Below are 17324 nucleotides of genomic sequence, written 5' to 3'. Positions count from 1 at the left end.
CGCATGCCTGTCGATCGTCCGAGCGGGCCGCCGGAGGCGCGTGGGCGGATCGGTCGCCCCGCCCGCCGCGGGACGCAGGCACACCTCGATCGCGACGGAGGCTCACCCACCCGGGCGACCACCTGACGCCGCCAAGCCAGTCCGCACACAGAGAGTCGCACTCGGCCTGGTCACGGGGCCGAGCACGCGCGGCAGACCCAACGTCGTAACAGACAACCAGCGACGGACTTCCACCCGTTATCCCGGGAAACCTGCATGTACGAGAATCTCGGCATGGTCCGTCCAGTAGTCAGGGCCGGGGCCGCGCGGGACGACTGGCGGACCGATGGCACTGCGGGGGGGATGACCGATTGACCACGTCGCCACCTCCCCCACGGCGATTCCGCCTGGTTCGGATCACCCAGCTACTACTCATCGTCACTGCACTTTTTCTTTCCGTCGCATCGTTCGTGGACATGCCGCGATTCGGCGCGGAGGCACGGTCGATGAGCTACGGCGTGGCGATCGGCTCGGGGCTGCTCTGCCTGAGCCGGGCCGTGCTCGTGCGCGGGGAACGCACGCCCTGGGCGCTGCTCGGCGCCGGCCTGGTCAGCTACGGCTGCGGGACGGTCTACCACAACGTGGCGGTCCACGACAGCGGCACGGCCATTCGGCCGTCGCTGGCGGATCTGGGCTGGCTGCTGTTCTACCCGGCCTGCTATCTCGCGGTGATCCTGCTGCTGCGCCGCCGTCTGGTGCGCCTGCACCGCAGCGTCTGGCTGGACGCGTTCGTCGGACTGCTCGGTGTGGCCGCGCTGACCAGCGGCATCGGCGTCGCGATGGCGCGGGCGAACCCGGAGTACAGCGCCTGGACGATGACGGTCAACGTCATCTACCCGCTCGCCGACCTGCTGCTGATCCTGCTCGTGGCGACCGTGTTCGGGGTGCTCGGCAGGCGGTCGGGGCGGGTGTGGTGGCTGCTCGGCGCCGGGCTCGCGGGTTTCGCGGCCGCCGACTCGCTGCTCCTCGTGATCGTCACGATCGGCGGGGAGCCATCGGGCGGCGTCCTGCCCAGTCTGTGGATGTTCTCGGTGCTCATGCCGGCGCTGGCCGCGTGGCTGCGTCCCCGCTGGCGGCCGCCGGCGAGCATGTCCGGCTGGGGCGTGATCGCGGTTCCCCTGGTCCTCGCCACCGTCGCGCTCGGCCTGCTGGTGCTCGGCGCCACGATCGCCCTGCCGCCGCTGACCGTGGGCCTCGCGGCCGCCACGGTGCTCGCCGCCCTCACCCGGGCCGCGTTCACCTTCATCGAGGTCCAGCAGCTGGCGGAGAGCCGGGTGCTGGCCCGCACCGACGACCTGACGGGCCTGGCGAACCGCCGTGGCTTCATCGAGCGGCTCGCCCGGGTCGAGCAGAACCTGGGCAGTCCGGGCACCTTCGCGCTGCTGCTGCTCGACCTCGACCGTTTCAAGGTCATCAACGACTCGCTCGGCCACCAGGCGGGCGACGCCCTGCTCACCCAGGTCGGTTCGCGCATCTCCGACGCCCTGCGCCCCGGCGACCTGCATGCCAGGCTCGGCGGCGACGAGTTCGCGGTGCTGCTCGAGGACGCCGACTGCGACGCGGCCCGCAGCGTCGCCGACCGGGTGCTGGCCGTGCTTGCCGACCCCTTCGACGTCGGCGGGGTGACCCTGCACGTGGGCGCGAGCATCGGCGCCGCCGTCTATCCGGAGCACGCCCAGGACGCCCAGACGCTGCTGCGCCGCGCGGACGTCGCGATGTACTCGGCGAAGACGAACCGCAGCGGCGTCGAGGCCTACCATCCGGGGGCCGACACGAACAGCCTCGCCCGCCTGGACCTGATCGAGGCGCTGCGCGCGGCCCTCGGCACCGGTCAGCTCGAGGTCCACTACCAGGTCAAGGTCGCGTTGGACTCCGGCCGGGCGGACGCCGTCGAGGCGCTCGTGCGCTGGCGGCATCCCACCCGCGGGCTGCTCGCGCCGTGCGACTTCGTCCCGTTGGCCGAGCAGGCCGGCTTCATGCGGATGCTCACCATCGAGGTGCTGCAGAGCGCGCTCGACCAGTGCCGGCGCTGGCACGCCGCCGGCCTGGACGTCGCCGTCGCGGTGAACCTCTCCGCGTCCGACCTGCTCGACCGGGGCTTCCCGGAGGAGGTCAGCCGCATGCTCACCGGCTTCGGGCTGAGCCCCGCCGCACTGGAGCTGGAGGTCACCGAGACGACGCTGATGCTGGACCGGGCCCGCTCGGCGAACGTGCTCGGGCAGTTGCGGGAACTCGGCGTCGGCATCGCCGTGGACGACTACGGGACCGGGTACTCCTCGCTCGCCCGGCTGCTCGAGCTGCCGGTGACGGTGCTGAAGCTCGACAAGTCGTTCATCCAGCGGCTGGAGCACGACAAGCGGGCGGAGGCGATCGTGCGCTCCACCGTGCAGCTCGCCCACTCGCTGGACCTGCGCATCGTCGTCGAGGGCGTGGAGACGCCGGCCGCGCTGCGGATGCTCACCGACGTCGGCTGCGACCTGGCCCAGGGCTACCTGCTCGGCGAACCCGGACCACCCGAGCAGATCACCGAACAGCTGCGGCGGCGCGCGTCACCGGATGGGACGATCGATGTCGGGTCCGTGCCCGGCTCCGGCGGCCGGACCACGATCGCCGGGCCGGCGTACCCGCCGTCCGGGGAAGGCGCCATCGGCCGCGATGCCACCGCCCGCGACGGCGGAGCGCGCGACGGGGGCACGCGGGAGAGCAGTTCTCGCGACGGCGATGCCCGCGACGGCGGCGCCCGCGACGGCGGCGCGCGGGAGGGTGGTACGAGGGAGGCCGCCGCGCTGGCGGCGCGTGCCGCGGCCCGCGGCGGCCGGCGGGCGGGCGGGCACGCCACGACGAGGGAGGTACCGTGCTGATCACATCAGTCGCGGCGCCCGCGCGCGGTCCCGCGCGGGGCTCGTGGCGCTGACCGCCCCGCCCCGCCCCCTGGGGCCCACCGTGTGGGATGGCGTCTCGCTGTGGCGCAGTCCGGGCCGGGCGCCCGTCGCGGTCGGCGGCACGCTGGACCCGCCGACTCTCATCGGCGCCTACCGCGCGGGTGCCTTCCCCTGGCCCAGCGACGACGACCAGGACGCCGACGGCAAGGACGCCGACGGCAAGAACGGGGAGGTCACGAACGGGGAGGGGTCCGGGACGGGTGTGGCGGTACGGCTGCGGGACCTGCTACGGGCGGCCGTCGCCGCGCGGCGGGTCCTGCACCTGTCGCCGGAGCGCCCCGGTGGCTACGACCTGCCCTGGTGGAGCCCGGACCCGCGGGCGGTGATCCCGGCCGGCGGGGTGCGGGTGAACCGCTCGCTGCGCAAGCGGCTGCGCAACTGCGGCTGGACCACGACCGTCGACGAGGCGTTCGTCGACGTGGTCCGCGGCTGCCAGCGCGGCGGCACGTCCGGCTGGATCACCGACGAGCTGATCGACGGCTACGCCGAGCTGCACGCGCTGGGCTGGGCGCACAGCGTGGAGGTCTGGGACGGCGACGACCTCGTCGGCGGCGTCTACGGGGTGGGGGTCGGCGGGGTGTTCGCCGGCGAGTCGATGTTCCACACCCGCACCGACGGGTCCAAGGTGGCGCTCGCCGACTTCGACGCCCGGTTCGCCGCCGCGGGCGGCGTCCTGCTCGACGTGCAGATGACCACCGACCATCTGCTGAGCCTCGGTGCCCGGGAGGTGCCCCGCCGCGACTACCTCGAGGTGCTCGAACGGGTCCGCGACGTCGACGTCCGGCTAGAGCGGGACCGTCACCCCGTCAGCCGCCTCGCCCCGCCGGACGCCTGACCCACCGGGCGCCCCGCCGCACCGGACGCCTGGCCGTCACCGGGTGCCGCAGCCGCGCCCGACGCCCTTCAGGCAGGAGGCCGCACCCGGCGGCGACCCCCGGACGGGCCCACGGCGGCGGTGGCGCCGTCCGCCGGCGTGAGGCAGACCGTCAGCCGGCCGGCGGGGCGCCCACCGGCAGCAGGGGGTAGCGTGCGGCCGCGTCACCGAGGACGGTGAGCAGGTCGTCGATCTCGGCGTCGGTGTTCGCCGCCGTGATCTGGATGCGCACGCCGACCTGGTCGCGCGGGACCACCGGGAAGGGCACCACGGAGGCGAAGACACCCCGGTCGTACAGGTAGCGGCCCAGCTCGTCGGCCCGATCCGGGTCCGTGAGCGGGATCTCGACGATCGGGAAACCGCTCGTGTTCAGGGTGCCGAGCCCGAGCCGGCGCAGCCCGTCGAGAAGGCGGGACGTCAGCCGGTGCAGCCGGGCCCGCAGCTCGTCGCCGCGCCGCTCGTTGACCTGAAGCCCCACCAGACCAGTGGCCAGGGAGGCCACCGGCGAGGGTCCGGAGAAGATGTACGGCCCGGCCGCGGACTTCAGGTACTCCTTGACCTCCGTCGGGCAGGCGACGAAGGCGAGCAGCGACGAGTACGCCTTGGAGAACCCGCCGACCAGGATCAGATGGTCGTAGGACTCGCCGAGATGGCGCACGATGCCGTTGCCCCGATCGCCGTAGGGGCTCGACTCGGCCGGGCCGCGCTCCCCGACGACGCCGAAACCGTGCGCGTCGTCGACGTAGAGCAGCGCGTCGTGCTCCCGGGCGAGCGCGAGCAGCTCGGCCAGCGGCGGCCCGTTGCCGGTCATGCTGTGCACGCCGTCGACACAGATCAGCCGGGGGAACGGTGCGGTGCGCAGCCGGCGCTCCAGCCGGTCGAGCCGGTCCTCGCGGAAGCGGCCGACGGTGCCGCCGCGGGCGGCGGTCATCGCGGCACCCTCGTGGGCGGTCTGGTGAGCGTGGACCTCGACGAACAACGAGCCGGTACCGACCAGCGCCGGCAGCACCGACAGCTGGATGTGGGTGATGGTGGGCAGCAGCAGCGCGTCCTCGGCGCCGAGCAGGCTGGCCAGGGAGCGCTCGATCTCGTCATAGGGCACCGGACTGGCGATGAGTCTGGACCAGCTCGGATGAGTGCCCCACCGGTCAAGATAGGACGGGACCGTCTCGATGATCTCGCGATCCAGATCGAGGCCGAGATAGTTGCAGGATGCGAAATCTGTGAGCCAATGGTCACCGATCCGTATCCGGCGACCGTCGATCTCGTCGACGATGGCATCGTAAAAGGGTGCGTGCCGGCGCATCCGATCAAGTTCCGACCGCAGGCCCATTGAGTGGTCGAGCACATAGCGCCAGGCAGGCGAGAATGTGTCGCGGGCCCGTGGTAGAGATCGGGCTGGCGCCTCGAAGGTGTCGGTCATCCCGGCGCCTAGCTGGCCAGTTGGCACGAGTCGAAGATCATCCGACCGGGTGGGGCGATCTCGCCTACCACAGGAGGTCGAAGAAGTCCGGCCCTTGGCAGCACTGCCGGAATGAGCCGGGCGGTCGGGCACGCCACAACCATCACCAATCCTTGGGATCGTCGAGAACATACGTCGCCGGGACAGGGAACGAGGAAGCACCAAACGGACCAAGGTAAATCTTTCGCAATGAGACGATAAGCCTTGCGTCCAGGTAATTCCAGAAATTGCCGGCGACCAGGCCGAACGACCCGAACTGGATGATCAGTACGGCCCACGGTTCGACGGGTCCGACGACTCGGCCGGCGGTTCCGACGGCGCGGCCGATCCCCGGGCCGGGTGCCCGGCCGCACGCCCGGCCCGGGGTCGGGGCGGGGCCGGGGGGTGCCCACCGTGCGGGTGTTATCGTCCCCGCCATGTCTGACACGGCGGCATCCACGGCGAAATCCGCCGAGCCCACGGGAGAAACCGAGCCCACGGGAACCGCGGCGTCCTCCGCCGTCCCGGCCTCGGCGGCCCCGGTGGCCTCGGCGGCGGCCCCGGACCAGGCGTCGCCGTTGCGCACCCTGCCCTACTCCGGCTGGGGCCTGAACCGGTCGAAGACGCTGTTCCTCGCGCACCGCAAGGAGCCTGTCGACCCGGCCGGCTTCTACTCGCTGATCGCCGCGGACTCCGTCCGCCAGCTGCTGCGCTACACCTCCCTGACCGACCAGCTGGTCCTCGACGTCGGCGGCGGCCCGGGCTATTTCCGCTCCGCGTTCCTCGACGCCGGCGCCCGCTACGTGTGGGTCGAGCCGGACGTGTCGGAGATGGAGGCGGGCGGCATCGACGACGTGCCGGGACGGGTCCGCGGCAGCGCGCTGGACCTGCCGTTCCTGTCCGGCAGCATCGACCTGTGCTACACGTCCAACGTGCTGGAGCACGTGCCGGACCCGTGGCGGATGTGCTCCGAGCTGGTCCGGGTGACCCGCCCCGGCGGGCTGATCTTCCTGAGCTACACGAACTGGCTCTCGCCCTGGGGCGGCCACGAGACGGCGCCGTGGCACTACCTCGGCGGCGACCGCGCCGCGGCCCGCTTCGAGCGGCGCCGGGGCCACGCGCCGAAGAACATCTACGGCCGGACCCTGTTCCCGGTGTCCGTCGCCGACACCCTGTCCTGGGCCCGCCGCCGCGCCGACGTCGAGATCCTCGACGCGATGCCCCGCTACCTGCCCGACTGGGCGAAGGTGATCCTCCGGGTGCCCGGCGCCCGGGAGATCGTCACCTGGAACCTCGCCATGGTGCTGCGCAAGCTCTGACGCCGATTCACCGGCCCGGACCGTGGCGCCCGGGCCGACGCGGGTCAGACGAGGCGCAGCTGCTGGCCGGCGACCGGCCGGCGGGCCGCTCGCCGGGACGAGGCGGCGGTGGCGCCGCCGGTCGTCACCAGCGACGCCCCGATGTCGGCGAGGAACGGCGACGGCCGGGTCTCCCCGTCGCCGCGCACGCCCGGCCGGCGGGCCGCCGACGACAGGATCAGCCGGTCACGGGCCCTGGTGACGCCGACGAAGAACAACCTGCGCTCCTCGGCCTCCGCCGCCGCCTCGGCCGCCGCCGCCTCGGCCGACGACCCCTGCCGACCGGCCGGTCCGAACCGCATCGGCAGCAGTCCGTCCTCACAGCCGACGAGGAACACCAGCCCGAACTCCAGGCCCTTGCTCGCGTGCAGGGTGAGCAGACTGACCCGGTCAGCCCGCGGGTCGTACCCGTCGACCTCGCTGGCCATCGTCACCGCCGTGAGGAACCCGTCCAGGTCGGTCCCGGCCGCCGCGGCCGACGGGGCGAGCAGTTCCATCGCGAGCCGCAGCTCGGCCTCGGTCGGTACCCGCCCGCCGGGGAAGCCCTCGGCGCCCGCGGGAGTCGTGGCCGCGCCGAGTTCGGTGCGCAGGGCATCCGCCAGGTCCAAGGCCCGGCTGACCGCGTCCCGCAGCAGCACGGCCACCGGCCGCCCGCCGCCGTTGCCCGGGCCCCCGGCGGTGACGGAACCGTTCATCGCGCCGGATCCGCCACCCGCGCCGTGGCCCGTGGCCGCCTGCGGTCCGGCGCTCGCGCGCAGCATGGCCAGCAGGCCGGCGACGGCGGGGGCGTCGGCCAGCGGCAGGTGCGAGCGCCGCTGGAAGGGGAAGCCGCGCTTCGCCAGCGCCTCCATGATCGGCTCGCCCTGGCGGGTCGTCCGGTACAGCACGGCGATGTCGGCGAACGACAGACCGGCGTCCACCGAGCCGTCGACGCCGGAGTCCAGGGCGTGGAACGAGGTCCCGCCGAGCGCGACGTCGATGCTGTCGACGACGGCGATCGCCTCCTCGGCCTCGCTGGTGTACCGGCGCAGCAGCACCGGGCCGTCGCCGGCGGCACCGCGCACGGCGGTCAGCGTGCGGCCGGGCACGAGGCTCGCCGGCGCGATCACGTCGAGGGCGGCCCGCACGATCGTCGGCGTCGACCGGTAGCCGCGGGTGAGCGCTACCGTGCGCGCGCCCGGATAGTCCCGCTCGAAGCGCAGGAAGAAGCCCACGTCGGCGCCGCGGAAGCTGTAGATGGCCTGGTCCGGGTCGCCGATGACGCTCAGGTTCGCCGCCGGCGGGCACAGCAGCCCCAGCAGCCGGTACTGCAGCTCGTCGGTGTCCTGGTACTCGTCGACCCAGACGTGGCGGAACCGGGCGCGGTAGTGCTCGACCAGCTCCGGGGAGTCCCGCAGCAGGGTCAGCGGCAGCGTGACCAGGTCGTCGAGGTCGACCATGTCTCGTTCACGCAGCTCCGCGTCGTAGCGGGCGAGGACGCCGACCAGGTCGTGGTCGCGGCGGGCCTCGCCGAGGGCTCGCAGCCGCTTGAGCTCGGAGATCCCCGCCGTCACCCGGCGGCGCGCCCGGGCGTCGCCCTCGCCGTGCAGCGCCGCGTCGAGCAGCTGCGCCCGCACCGCGTCGTCGGCGACCCGCACGTGCGCGCCGCGGGCGAGCCGCTCGTGCTGCTCCCGGACGATCGCCAGGCCCAGGCCGTGGAACGTCGTCGCGAGCACGCGCCGTGCCCGCTCCCCCAGCATCGCGTCGAGCCGCTCGGTCAGCTCCCCCGCGGCCCGGCGGGTGAAGGTGACGGCCAGGCACTGCTCGGCCGGCACACCGAGCTCGGCGACGCGGTGGGCGATCGCGTGCACGAGGGTGCGCGTCTTGCCGGTGCCGGGCCCGGCGAGCACGAGCAGCGGTCCGCCCGGATGCGCCGCCGCCCGCCGCTGATCCGGATCCAGCCCGTCGAGGACGGACGGCTCCCCTGACCGCAGCGGAGCGCCGTCCGGCTCCCGCGCCGGACCGTCGGCCTGGTCCGCCCCGCCGTCGGTGCGGTCCGCTCCGCCGCCGGCGCCGATCACGGCGACAGGCGCCATGGCGGGCGCGGCGGCGAGGGCCTCGTCGAGGGATGGGCCGAGCTCGGCGCCCTGTCCGCCGTCAGCCGCCGCGTCGGGCGCAAGCGCGCTGTGCCGGGACCGGCGCCCGCGCCCGGTGGTCTGGCGCGGCACCGGGCGCGCCGGCGCCGCCTCGCCCTGGCGGGGCACCGCCGCGCCGGGCGCGGCCGGGTCGTCGGCCAGGTCGTCGTCGGCCAGGTCGAACAGCGTCCCCCCGCCGCCGCCCAGCTCGTCCGGCTCGAACAGGCGAATGACGCCGTACTCGCCGTCGAAGCCGGCCTGGCGGATCACCTCGCCGCGCCGCAGTCGGGTGATCGCCTCGACCAGCTCGGCGGACCCGACGTCGGCGATGGCCGAGGTCGGGACGTCGCCGAGGATCCGGAGCTCCGGGCCGAGCCGCGACACCAGCGAACTCACCTGCGCGGCGACCGCCTTGCTCTTCGGCCCCACGCCGAGGATCTCGCCGACGACCTCCGGCAGCGGCACCAGTGAGCTGACGTCGCCGGCCGTCGCCGGCCGGGTCCCGGCGGGCCGGTCGGACAGCGCCTCGACCCGGTTGAGCACCCCGACGGTCAGCGGGCCGCCGCAGGTGGGGCAGCGTCCGCCGACCTCCCGGGTCTGCTCCGGGGTCAGCACCACGCCGCACTTGCGGTGACCGTCGAGGTGGTACTTGCCCTCCTCCGGGAAGAACTCGACGGTCCCGGCGAAGCCGTTCCCGCCGCGCAGTGCGGCCTCGATGGCGAAGTAGTCCAGCTCGCAGCCGAAGGCCGTCGCCTCCCTCCCGAGCATCGGCGGGGAGTGCGCGTCGGAGTTGCTGACCAGGCGGTACCGGTCGAGCCCGGAGATCCGCCAGAACATCTCCGGGTCCGCGGACAGGCCCGTCTCCAGGGCGAAGATCTCGTCGGCGAGGTCGGCGTAGCAGTCCTCGACCGCGTCGAAGCCGGACTTCGAGCCCAGCACGGCGAACCACGGCGTCCACACGTGCGCCGGCACCAGGTAGCAGCCGGGACCGCCGGCGAGGGTGATCTCCAGCAGGTCACGGGAGTCGAGGCCGAGGATGGGGCGCCCGTCGGCGGCGAGGTTGCCGATGCGTGCGAGCGCGGCGGTGATGCCGGCGGCGGCCTCGCGGGTCGGCGCGTAAAGCAGGTGGTGCACCTTGCGGGTGCGCTCGCCCCGCTTGTAGATGGTGGAGATCTCGCTGGAGATCATGAATCTGGTGGCCGTGCGGCACGACGCCGGCAGCGTGCGCAGCACCTCGCGCTCGAGGTCGGGCCGCAGCCGGAACAGGCCGGGCTCGGCCGGCACGAGCTTGTCCGCCAGTTCCTGCGACCACGCGGGGTGGGTGAAGTCACCGGTGCCGACGACGGCGATGCCCTTGCGCGCCGCCCACCAGGCCAGGTGCTCAAGGTCGCAGTCGCGGCTGCAGGCCCGTGAGTACCGGGAGTGGATGTGCAAATCAGCATAGAACCGTGACATCACAGATGCGTATGTTGTCGCATCCACCGCCGGCCGTTCGCGGCGGCACGCCGGGCCGGCGGCACCCCGCACCCCAGGCCAACAGCGGGCACACACGTGTCCACCGCTCGCTCATCCCACGGCGACGACGAGGCGACGAAGAACGACGAGACGACGACCCGGCGGCAGCGCGACGACGACCCGGCACCGCGGCCGTCCGGTGGTGTCCCCTGGTGTCCCCGCACGGGGGTGCGGCCCGCGGCCACCTCCGCGACAGGTGGCGCCCGGCGGCGCACCTGCATCGGCACCCCCGGGCGGCGGGGCGGGGCCCACAGCCGGCATTATGCGTAGGAGTAGGGACATCGCCGTGGTCGCGGGCATCCCACCCCCTGGGTCGCGATGCTGGCGGTCCGTGTCGGGACACCACGCGTGGTGTCCCGGCGACAGGCAGGCGCGCGGGGCGCGCCCACGTCGGACTTCCGAGGAGGGCATCGGTTGGCAGTCCACGGACCGCGGGCCCTGCCCCCGGACGGCCCCGGTCGGCGCCAGGCCGCCGGCGCGGCGTCGCGGTGAGCGGCCCCGGCGAGGCGCACGCCCCGACCGCCGACGAGCGCGCCGCCCTGGCGGACCGCTGCCACCGGCTGGTGCGCTTCCTGCACGAACTCGCCGTCGCCCGCGGCACCCGGGTCCGCCGCGTCGAGGAGCATCCGCTCGTCGTCTGGCTGGCCGACCTGCCCACCGGCATCGACCCCGTCGAGCACGCCGGGCCCGGCGAGGTCCTGCTGACGGCGCCGGCAGCCGCCGCGCTGCCCCCGCCACCACCGCCACCACCGATCCTCGCCGACCGGCTCCGGCTGCCCGACGCGGCGCACGCCGACCCCGGCGATCCACCCACCTGGCAGGGTGGCACCGGTCCCGACGACGAGCGGGCCGAGGCCGCCTATCGGGACTGGCTGCCGGGCTGGCGGATCTGGGCTGGGCGGGCCCGCGCCGACGCCGAGCGACGGGCGCTGCACAACACGCTGCACGCCCTCGCCGCCCGGGTCGCCCAGGAGGGTGACGCGCTGGAGCTGGTGCTGGCCACGGGCCTGCTCACCTGGCGGCCGCCCGGCGGCCCGCTCATCCGCGAGCACCTGCTGACCACCCGGGTCGGCTGCGAGATCGACCCGGTCAGCTCCGACATCCGGGTGCGGATCCCAGCGGGCGCGTCGACCCGGCTCGGCGACGGGCCGCTGCTCGACGCCGTCCCGGGCTTCCGCCCCGAGCGGACGAACACCCTGCACGAACGCCTGCACAACCGCCCCGCCGCCCCGCTCGGACCGCTCGACGCACGCCTGCTACGCGACTGGCTCACCCTTGCCCTGGACATTCCCAGCGACGGCTTCACGCCGCAGGCCGCGCCGCCACCGCCACCGGACGGCGACATGCCCGCCCAGGTGAGCCTCGCGCCGGCGCTCGTGCTGCGGGTCCGCGGCCAGGCGGCGCTGCTCGGGTACTACGAGCGGATGCTCGAGGCACTGCGCGGCGACGGCCCGCCACCCCTCGGCCTCGCCCAGCTGGTGGCCACCCTGGACACCCCGCGGCGGCTCGCGTGGCTCGCGGCGGAGGGCGCGACGAGCGGCGACGTGCTCGGCGCGGACCCGCTGCTGCCGCTGCCGACCAGCCCCGAGCAGTCCCGGGTGCTGGAACGGCTCGGCGCCGACAACGGCGTCGTCGTCGAGGGCCCGCCCGGCACGGGGAAGACGCACACGATCGCCAACCTGATCTGCGCGCTGCTCGCCGAGGGCCAGCGCGTCCTCGTCACCAGCCAGAAGGCGCAGGCCCTGCGGGTGCTGCGGGCGAAGCTGCCCCCGGACCTGCAACGCCTGTGCGTCTCGCTGACCGACACGGCGGACCCGACCGAACCCGCCGCCGAGACGGCCGCCGGGACGGCGTCGGGTTCGGCGGGACCGGCCGGGGCGCCGGGCGCGGAGGTCGGGTCGCCGGAGCTCGCGGCGAGCGTGAACGCGCTGGCCGCTGAGCGGGCCACCTACCAGCCCGAGGCCCTCGAACGCCGCGTCGAGCGGGCGCTGCGGCGGCGCGAGGCCGCGCTAGCCGCCCGGGAGGCGCTCGCCGACCAGGCCCGGACGCTGCGCGCCGCCGAGCTCGCGGTCCATCCGGACGCCGAGGTGGGCCCGGGCTGGGGTGGCACCCGCGCCGCGGTCGCCGCCCGGGTGCGGGCCGGCCGTCCCCGCCACGGCTGGCTGCCGCTGCCCGTCCCCGCGACACCCGCCGCGGCGAGCCCCGCCGGACCCGCCGGACCCGCCGGATCCGCCGTCGGGGCGGCGCCGCTCACCGACGAGCAGGCGTCGGAGCTGCTCGTGCTGCTCCGGCGGGTCCCCGTCGGTGCGGACGGGGACGCGGGCGTTTCCCTGCCGGACGACGGGCGGCCGGGCGCCGCCGGGCAGTGGCCCGTCCTGGCGGCGACGCGCTTCGCGGCGCTGCTGGACATCGACGCGGCCGCCCGCGCCGCGGCGGACATCGCCCGCGCCGCGCTCGACCCGCCCGCCCGCGGGCTGCTCGACGCGCTCGCCACCGCTCCCGCCGCGTCGGTCGAACCGCTGCGGGTCGCGGTGACCGCTCTCGCCCGCGCCCTCGACGGCCTGGACGCGCACGCCGAACGGCTCAGTGAACGGGACTGGATCCCCGCGGCCCTCGACGACGCCCTGGCCGGGCGCGACCGTCTCCCCTGGGCGAAGGTGAGCGCCGCCGCCCCGCTCGTCGCCGAGGCCATCCGGCACGTCACCGACCTCGGCCTGCACGCCGTCGAACTCCCGGCGGCCGCCCTCGCGCCCGGCATCACCGGCCCGGCCTCGGCCGTGGGTGCCGACGCGGGCGCTGTCGGCGGCGCGGCCGCCGACAGCGCCCTCCTCGGTGCCGTCGCCGCGATCGACCCCGACGCCGACACGGCCCCGCATGGCTACTCCGCACCCGACATCGCGAACGCCGTCGCCGCGGGCACCGGCTGGGACACCACGGCACGGCAGGGCACGGCGCCGGACCCGACCGGCGACGGCGACGCGCAGGATCCCGCCGCGGGCGCCGGCCTCGATCCCGCCACGCTGCTCGCGCGCGGTGAGGCCCTGGCGGCTCACCTCGACGAGGGCGGGGAGGTGCGCCGCCGCTGGCGGTCCCGGGTGCAGCGGGAGGCCGACGCGCTGCTGCGCCACGTCACCGTCGACGGCCTGGCTCCGACCACGCCCGACCTGCTCGCGCTCGCGTTGACCCGGCTGCGCGCCCAACTCGCCGTCGACGCCGCCGAACGGGCCTGGACGCTGATCGGCCGCCCGCCCCGCCCCGCCGACCCGATCGAGTTCCGCCTGTCCCGCCTGGTCGAGGGCCAGCAGGTGATCGAGGCGATCGACGCGGTCGTGGCGGCGCGCGACCAGGTCACAGCGCTCGCCGGCCAGCTCGCGCCCGGCCACCCGCCCGCCGTCGCCTCCGCGCGGCAGATCCGCGGCCTGGCCGCGACGATCGCCGCGCTCGCGCCGGTGACGGCCGCCGCCGCCGCGGACCAGGCACTGACCGACGTCGCGGCCGAGCACGACCGCCTGGCCGCCGCGTCGCACGCGCCCTCCCGCCTCGCCGACGTCGCCGCGGCCACCACCGCCCGCGACCGCGACGCCTACGCCGAGGCCGAGGCCGCCCTGTCCGCGCAGCTGACCCGCCAACGGGACGCCGCCCGGCGCGACGCACTGCTTGCCCAGGTCCGCGCCGCCCATCCGGCCCTCGCCGACCTGCTCACCACCGCGACGACCGCCACCGCGATGACCGCCACCGAGCCGCGCACCGGCGGCGACACGCCGCCAGGTGCCGAGGCCGACGAGGATCCCTGGCCGGGACGGCTGGGCGCGTTCACGGCCGCCTGGTCCTGGGCGCGCGCCGCGAGCTGGCTCGCCCGGGTCGCCGACGCGGACCAGCCGTCCCCCACCGACCTGGACGCGGAGCTGGACGCGGCCGAGGACGTCGTCGCCGCCACCACCGCCGAACTCGCCGGCGCCCGGGCCTGGCGACACTGCCTGGCCCGGATGGGCGCGGAGCAGTCGGCGGCACTGCGGGCCTACGCGGACGCCGTCGCCGCGGGCGGCACCCTGGGCGGACGGCACACCGAGCGCTACCGGCAGGCCGCCCGGGAGGCGATGGAGGTGGCCCAGTCGGCCGTCCCGGCCTGGGTGATGCCGATCGGCGAGGTGCTCTCGACGATCCCGCCGGTGCGGGACAGCTTCGACGTCGTCATCGTCGACGAGGGCAGCCAGGCCGGGCTCGACAGCCTGTTCCTGCTCTGGCTCGCACCCCGGGTGATCGTCGTCGGCGACGACCGGCAGTGCACCCCGCCGGACGATCCCGCCCAGGACTCCGGCGCCGTCCTCGACCGGCTCGACGCCCTGCTGCCCGACGTGCCCTCCTGGCTGCGGGTCGGGTTCACCCCGCGGTCGAGCCTGTTCGGCCTGCTGCGCACCCGCTTCGGCGAGGTGGTCCGGCTGCGCGAGCACTTCCGCTGCATGCCGGAGATCATCGAGTGGTCGTCGGCGATGTTCTACCGGGACGCGCCGCTGGTGCCGCTGCGCCAGTTCGGCGCGGACCGGCTCCCACCGCTGGCCGCCCGGTTCGTGCCGCACGGCGCCACCGTGGCCACCCCCGCCGGCCCGCGCAACCCGGCCGAGGCCGACGCGCTGGTCGCGCAGGTGCTGGCCTGCGCGGAGGACGCCCGCTACGGCGGTCTCACCTTCGGCGTGGTGGTCGCCCAGGGCACCGCGCAGGCCACGCTGATCCGCGACCTGCTCACCGAGCGGATGTCCGCCGCCGAGCATCTGCGCCGCCGGCTGCGGGTCGGCACCCCGGCCGACTTCCAGGGCGACGAACGCGACGTCGTGTTCGTCTCCCTGGTCGTGGCGCCAGCCGACCGACCGGTCCCGCTCACCCGGCTGGAGTACCAGCGGCGGTTCAACGTCGCCGCGTCCCGCGCCCGCGACCAGGTGTGGCTGTTCCACTCGGTGGGCCTCACCGACCTCGACCACCAGGACCTGCGGCACAGCTATCTGGGGTACGTGCTGTCCTCGGCGCGCTCGGCGGTCCCGCCGGCCGGAGCGCGGGCGCCGTCGCCCGCCGAGGTCCCGCTCGACCGTCCGCATCCCGCGTTCGGCTCGCTGTTCGAGCAGCGGGTGTTCCGTCGCATCGCCGAGCGTGGCTACCTCGTCGCTCCGCGACTGGAGGTCAACGGTCAGGAGATCGACCTGGTCGTCTACGGCGGGCGGGCCCGGTTCGCGGTCGGCTGCGACGGCGACGCCGGCACCGGGCCCGAGCGGATCGCCCGTGACTTCGACCGGGAGCGGGAACTGCGCCGCGCTGGCTGGCGGTTCTGGCGGGTCCGCCAGTCCGACTTCGAGCGCGACCCCGACGCGGCGCTCGCCACGCTGTGGCCGCGCCTCGCCGCCGTCGGGATCGCCCCGCTGGCCCCCGCCGTGACGCCCGGCGCGGCCGGGGTGCCCCTGGTGGGGGCGGGTGCGTGCCGGCGTCGACGAGGCGCTCGCCCGCTGGCGGCCGATCGCCCTGTCCGAACTGGAGGGCCTCGATGACGCCCCCGCGCCTGGATGGACGTTGGGGTCCGGCACCGAGCGCGGCTGATCGATGGCGGCGGGATGCCGCGGTCCCGCGGGACCGTCGGACCCGCCCGCGGCCGAGCGCCGGGCCGTCACGTCCTGATCAGTGCGGTAGCTCAGCCGGGCTGGGCACCGCCGGCGACCTCGTCCGGTTCGGGCCGCGCACGGGTGGCCTCGCCCAGCGGCTGGCGCGGGCTCGGCCAGCCGGACTCGTCGGCGCCGCCGGCCGCGGGCTCGCCGAGTTCCGGGTCCCCGCCGTGGGTGGGATCGGCGTCAGGGCCGGGATCACCGGCGTCGCCGCCGCCGCCGATGCGGGCGAACGCGGGGCGGGCCAGCCGGGTCTTCGTCGCCAGCGGGTCGGGGAAGTCGGCCCGGCGGATCAGGCAGAACGCGGTCTGCGGCCCCGGGCCGAGGTGGCCGACGCGCAGATGGGCCGCGGCCGCGAGGTAGGCCACCGCGTCCGCGCGGTCCAGGCCGAGCCTGCTGTGCAGGAACAGCACGGCCGAGCGGGTGGCGCGGCGGATCGCCTCGGCGAGCTCCATGTCGACGCCCACCGTCACCCAGCTCGCGTCGGTCTCGATGAACGGCTCGCGCAGCGCGCCCAGCACGGCCGTCGCGCCCGCGTCGCGCAGGGCGCTCAGCCGCAGGGTCGCCCGCAGCGGGCCCTCCAGCGCCGTGGCGCCGATCTTTCCCTCGCCGAGGGCGTAGTGCGGGTCGCCGACGGCGAACAGCGCGCCCGCGACCTGGACCGGCAGGTACAGGCGGGCGCCGGTGCCAAGCTCCCCGCAGTCCAGGGCACCACCGTGCGGTCCGACCGAGGTCGACGCGATCACCTCGGTGGTACTGTCCACCGCGACCGCCATGACGCCCAGGAACGGGGCCAGCGGAAAGCGGGTGCGGGTGCCGCCGACTCCGGCCAGCGCCCCGAACAGGCGGCCGCGTCGGCGCTCGACGGCACAGAAGGTGGTGAGGGTGCCGAAGCGCTGCCAGTGCCGCTCACCAGCGCCCGGCTCCGGCGGGCCGCCCTCGGGGACCTCGCCGGCGAGCAGGCCCGCGCCGTGCCGGGTCGACACGATGCCGTACCGGGCCCGCGGATGCAGCGAGACGACGTCGACCCGCAGCACGTCGCCCGGCTGGGCGCCGCGCACGAGCACCGGGCCGGTCACGATGTGCGGAGCGTCCACCCCGAACCGGTGGGGCAGGCTGGACGACGCGATCGCCCGCGCGTCCGCCAGCACCTCCGGGGCAGCCACGCCGAGGTCCGCGAAGAAGGCGTCCGGGTCGCGTCCCTGGTCGCCGAGAACGCCCTCCTGGCTCACGGTGTCGAACGTCACCGTGGCACCCGAGTCGACACTGAGAACCGGTCTGGTCAGCGCGTTCGGTAGTTCACCCCAGGTGACGGTCTCCGGGGTGGAGGGCAGGTAGTGCCTACCCTCGATCTTGCCGCGGCCAGGTTGCAGCGCCACCGGCGGCCCTACAGGGC

General features: G+C 75.3%; 7 protein-coding genes. 4 read left to right on the top strand and 3 right to left on the bottom strand.

All coding sequences use genetic code 11. The features are described from left to right. Positions 1-485: 485 nt before the first annotated feature. Together C1A33_RS01055 and aat are read left to right on the top strand one after the other, a co-directional pair. Positions 486-2900, top strand: a complete 2415-nt coding sequence (locus C1A33_RS01055) for a putative bifunctional diguanylate cyclase/phosphodiesterase (protein WP_243407050.1) — start codon at positions 486-488, stop codon at positions 2898-2900. 43 nt (positions 2901-2943) lie between these two features. Next, positions 2944-3816 carry a leucyl/phenylalanyl-tRNA--protein transferase gene (gene aat / locus C1A33_RS01050; RefSeq protein WP_101829663.1) on the top strand — a complete coding sequence of 291 codons (873 nt, stop codon included), beginning with the start codon at positions 2944-2946 and terminating at the stop codon, positions 3814-3816. 151 nt (positions 3817-3967) lie between these two features. Here aat and C1A33_RS01045 read toward each other — a convergent pair whose 3' ends face one another. After that, positions 3968-5278 (bottom strand): aminotransferase class I/II-fold pyridoxal phosphate-dependent enzyme, encoded by a 1311-nt coding sequence (locus C1A33_RS01045; RefSeq protein WP_101829640.1) that lies wholly within the window; start codon positions 5276-5278, stop codon positions 3968-3970. Between the two features lie 596 nt (positions 5279-5874). Here C1A33_RS01045 and C1A33_RS01040 point away from each other — a divergent pair. Next, entirely contained in the window at positions 5875-6615 is a 741-nt protein-coding gene (locus tag C1A33_RS01040; RefSeq protein ID WP_101829662.1) for a class I SAM-dependent methyltransferase, read from the top strand. Positions 6616-6659: 44 nt separating this feature from the next. Here the strand turns inward: C1A33_RS01040 and C1A33_RS01035 are convergent, their stop codons facing one another. Beyond that, entirely contained in the window at positions 6660-10226 is a 3567-nt protein-coding gene (locus tag C1A33_RS01035; RefSeq protein WP_101829639.1) for a UvrD-helicase domain-containing protein, read from the bottom strand. 545 nt (positions 10227-10771) lie between these two features. Here C1A33_RS01035 and C1A33_RS01030 point away from each other — a divergent pair. Beyond that, a complete protein-coding gene (locus tag C1A33_RS01030) occupies positions 10772-15817 on the top strand; it encodes an AAA domain-containing protein (RefSeq protein ID WP_243407049.1) in 5046 nt (1681 codons plus the stop codon). Positions 15818-15957: 140 nt separating this feature from the next. On the opposite strand, the gene C1A33_RS01025 is transcribed toward C1A33_RS01030, so the two are convergent. After that, on the bottom strand, positions 15958-17307 hold the full coding sequence (locus C1A33_RS01025; RefSeq protein ID WP_101829638.1) for an acetamidase/formamidase family protein: 1350 nt from the start codon (positions 17305-17307) through the stop codon (positions 15958-15960). Positions 17308-17324 lie beyond the last annotated feature (17 nt).

This window comes from Frankia canadensis (genome assembly GCF_900197875.1).
Lineage (GTDB): Bacteria > Actinomycetota > Actinomycetes > Frankiales > Frankiaceae > Frankia > Frankia canadensis.
This window is presented reverse-complemented; position numbering and strand designations above follow the sequence as displayed.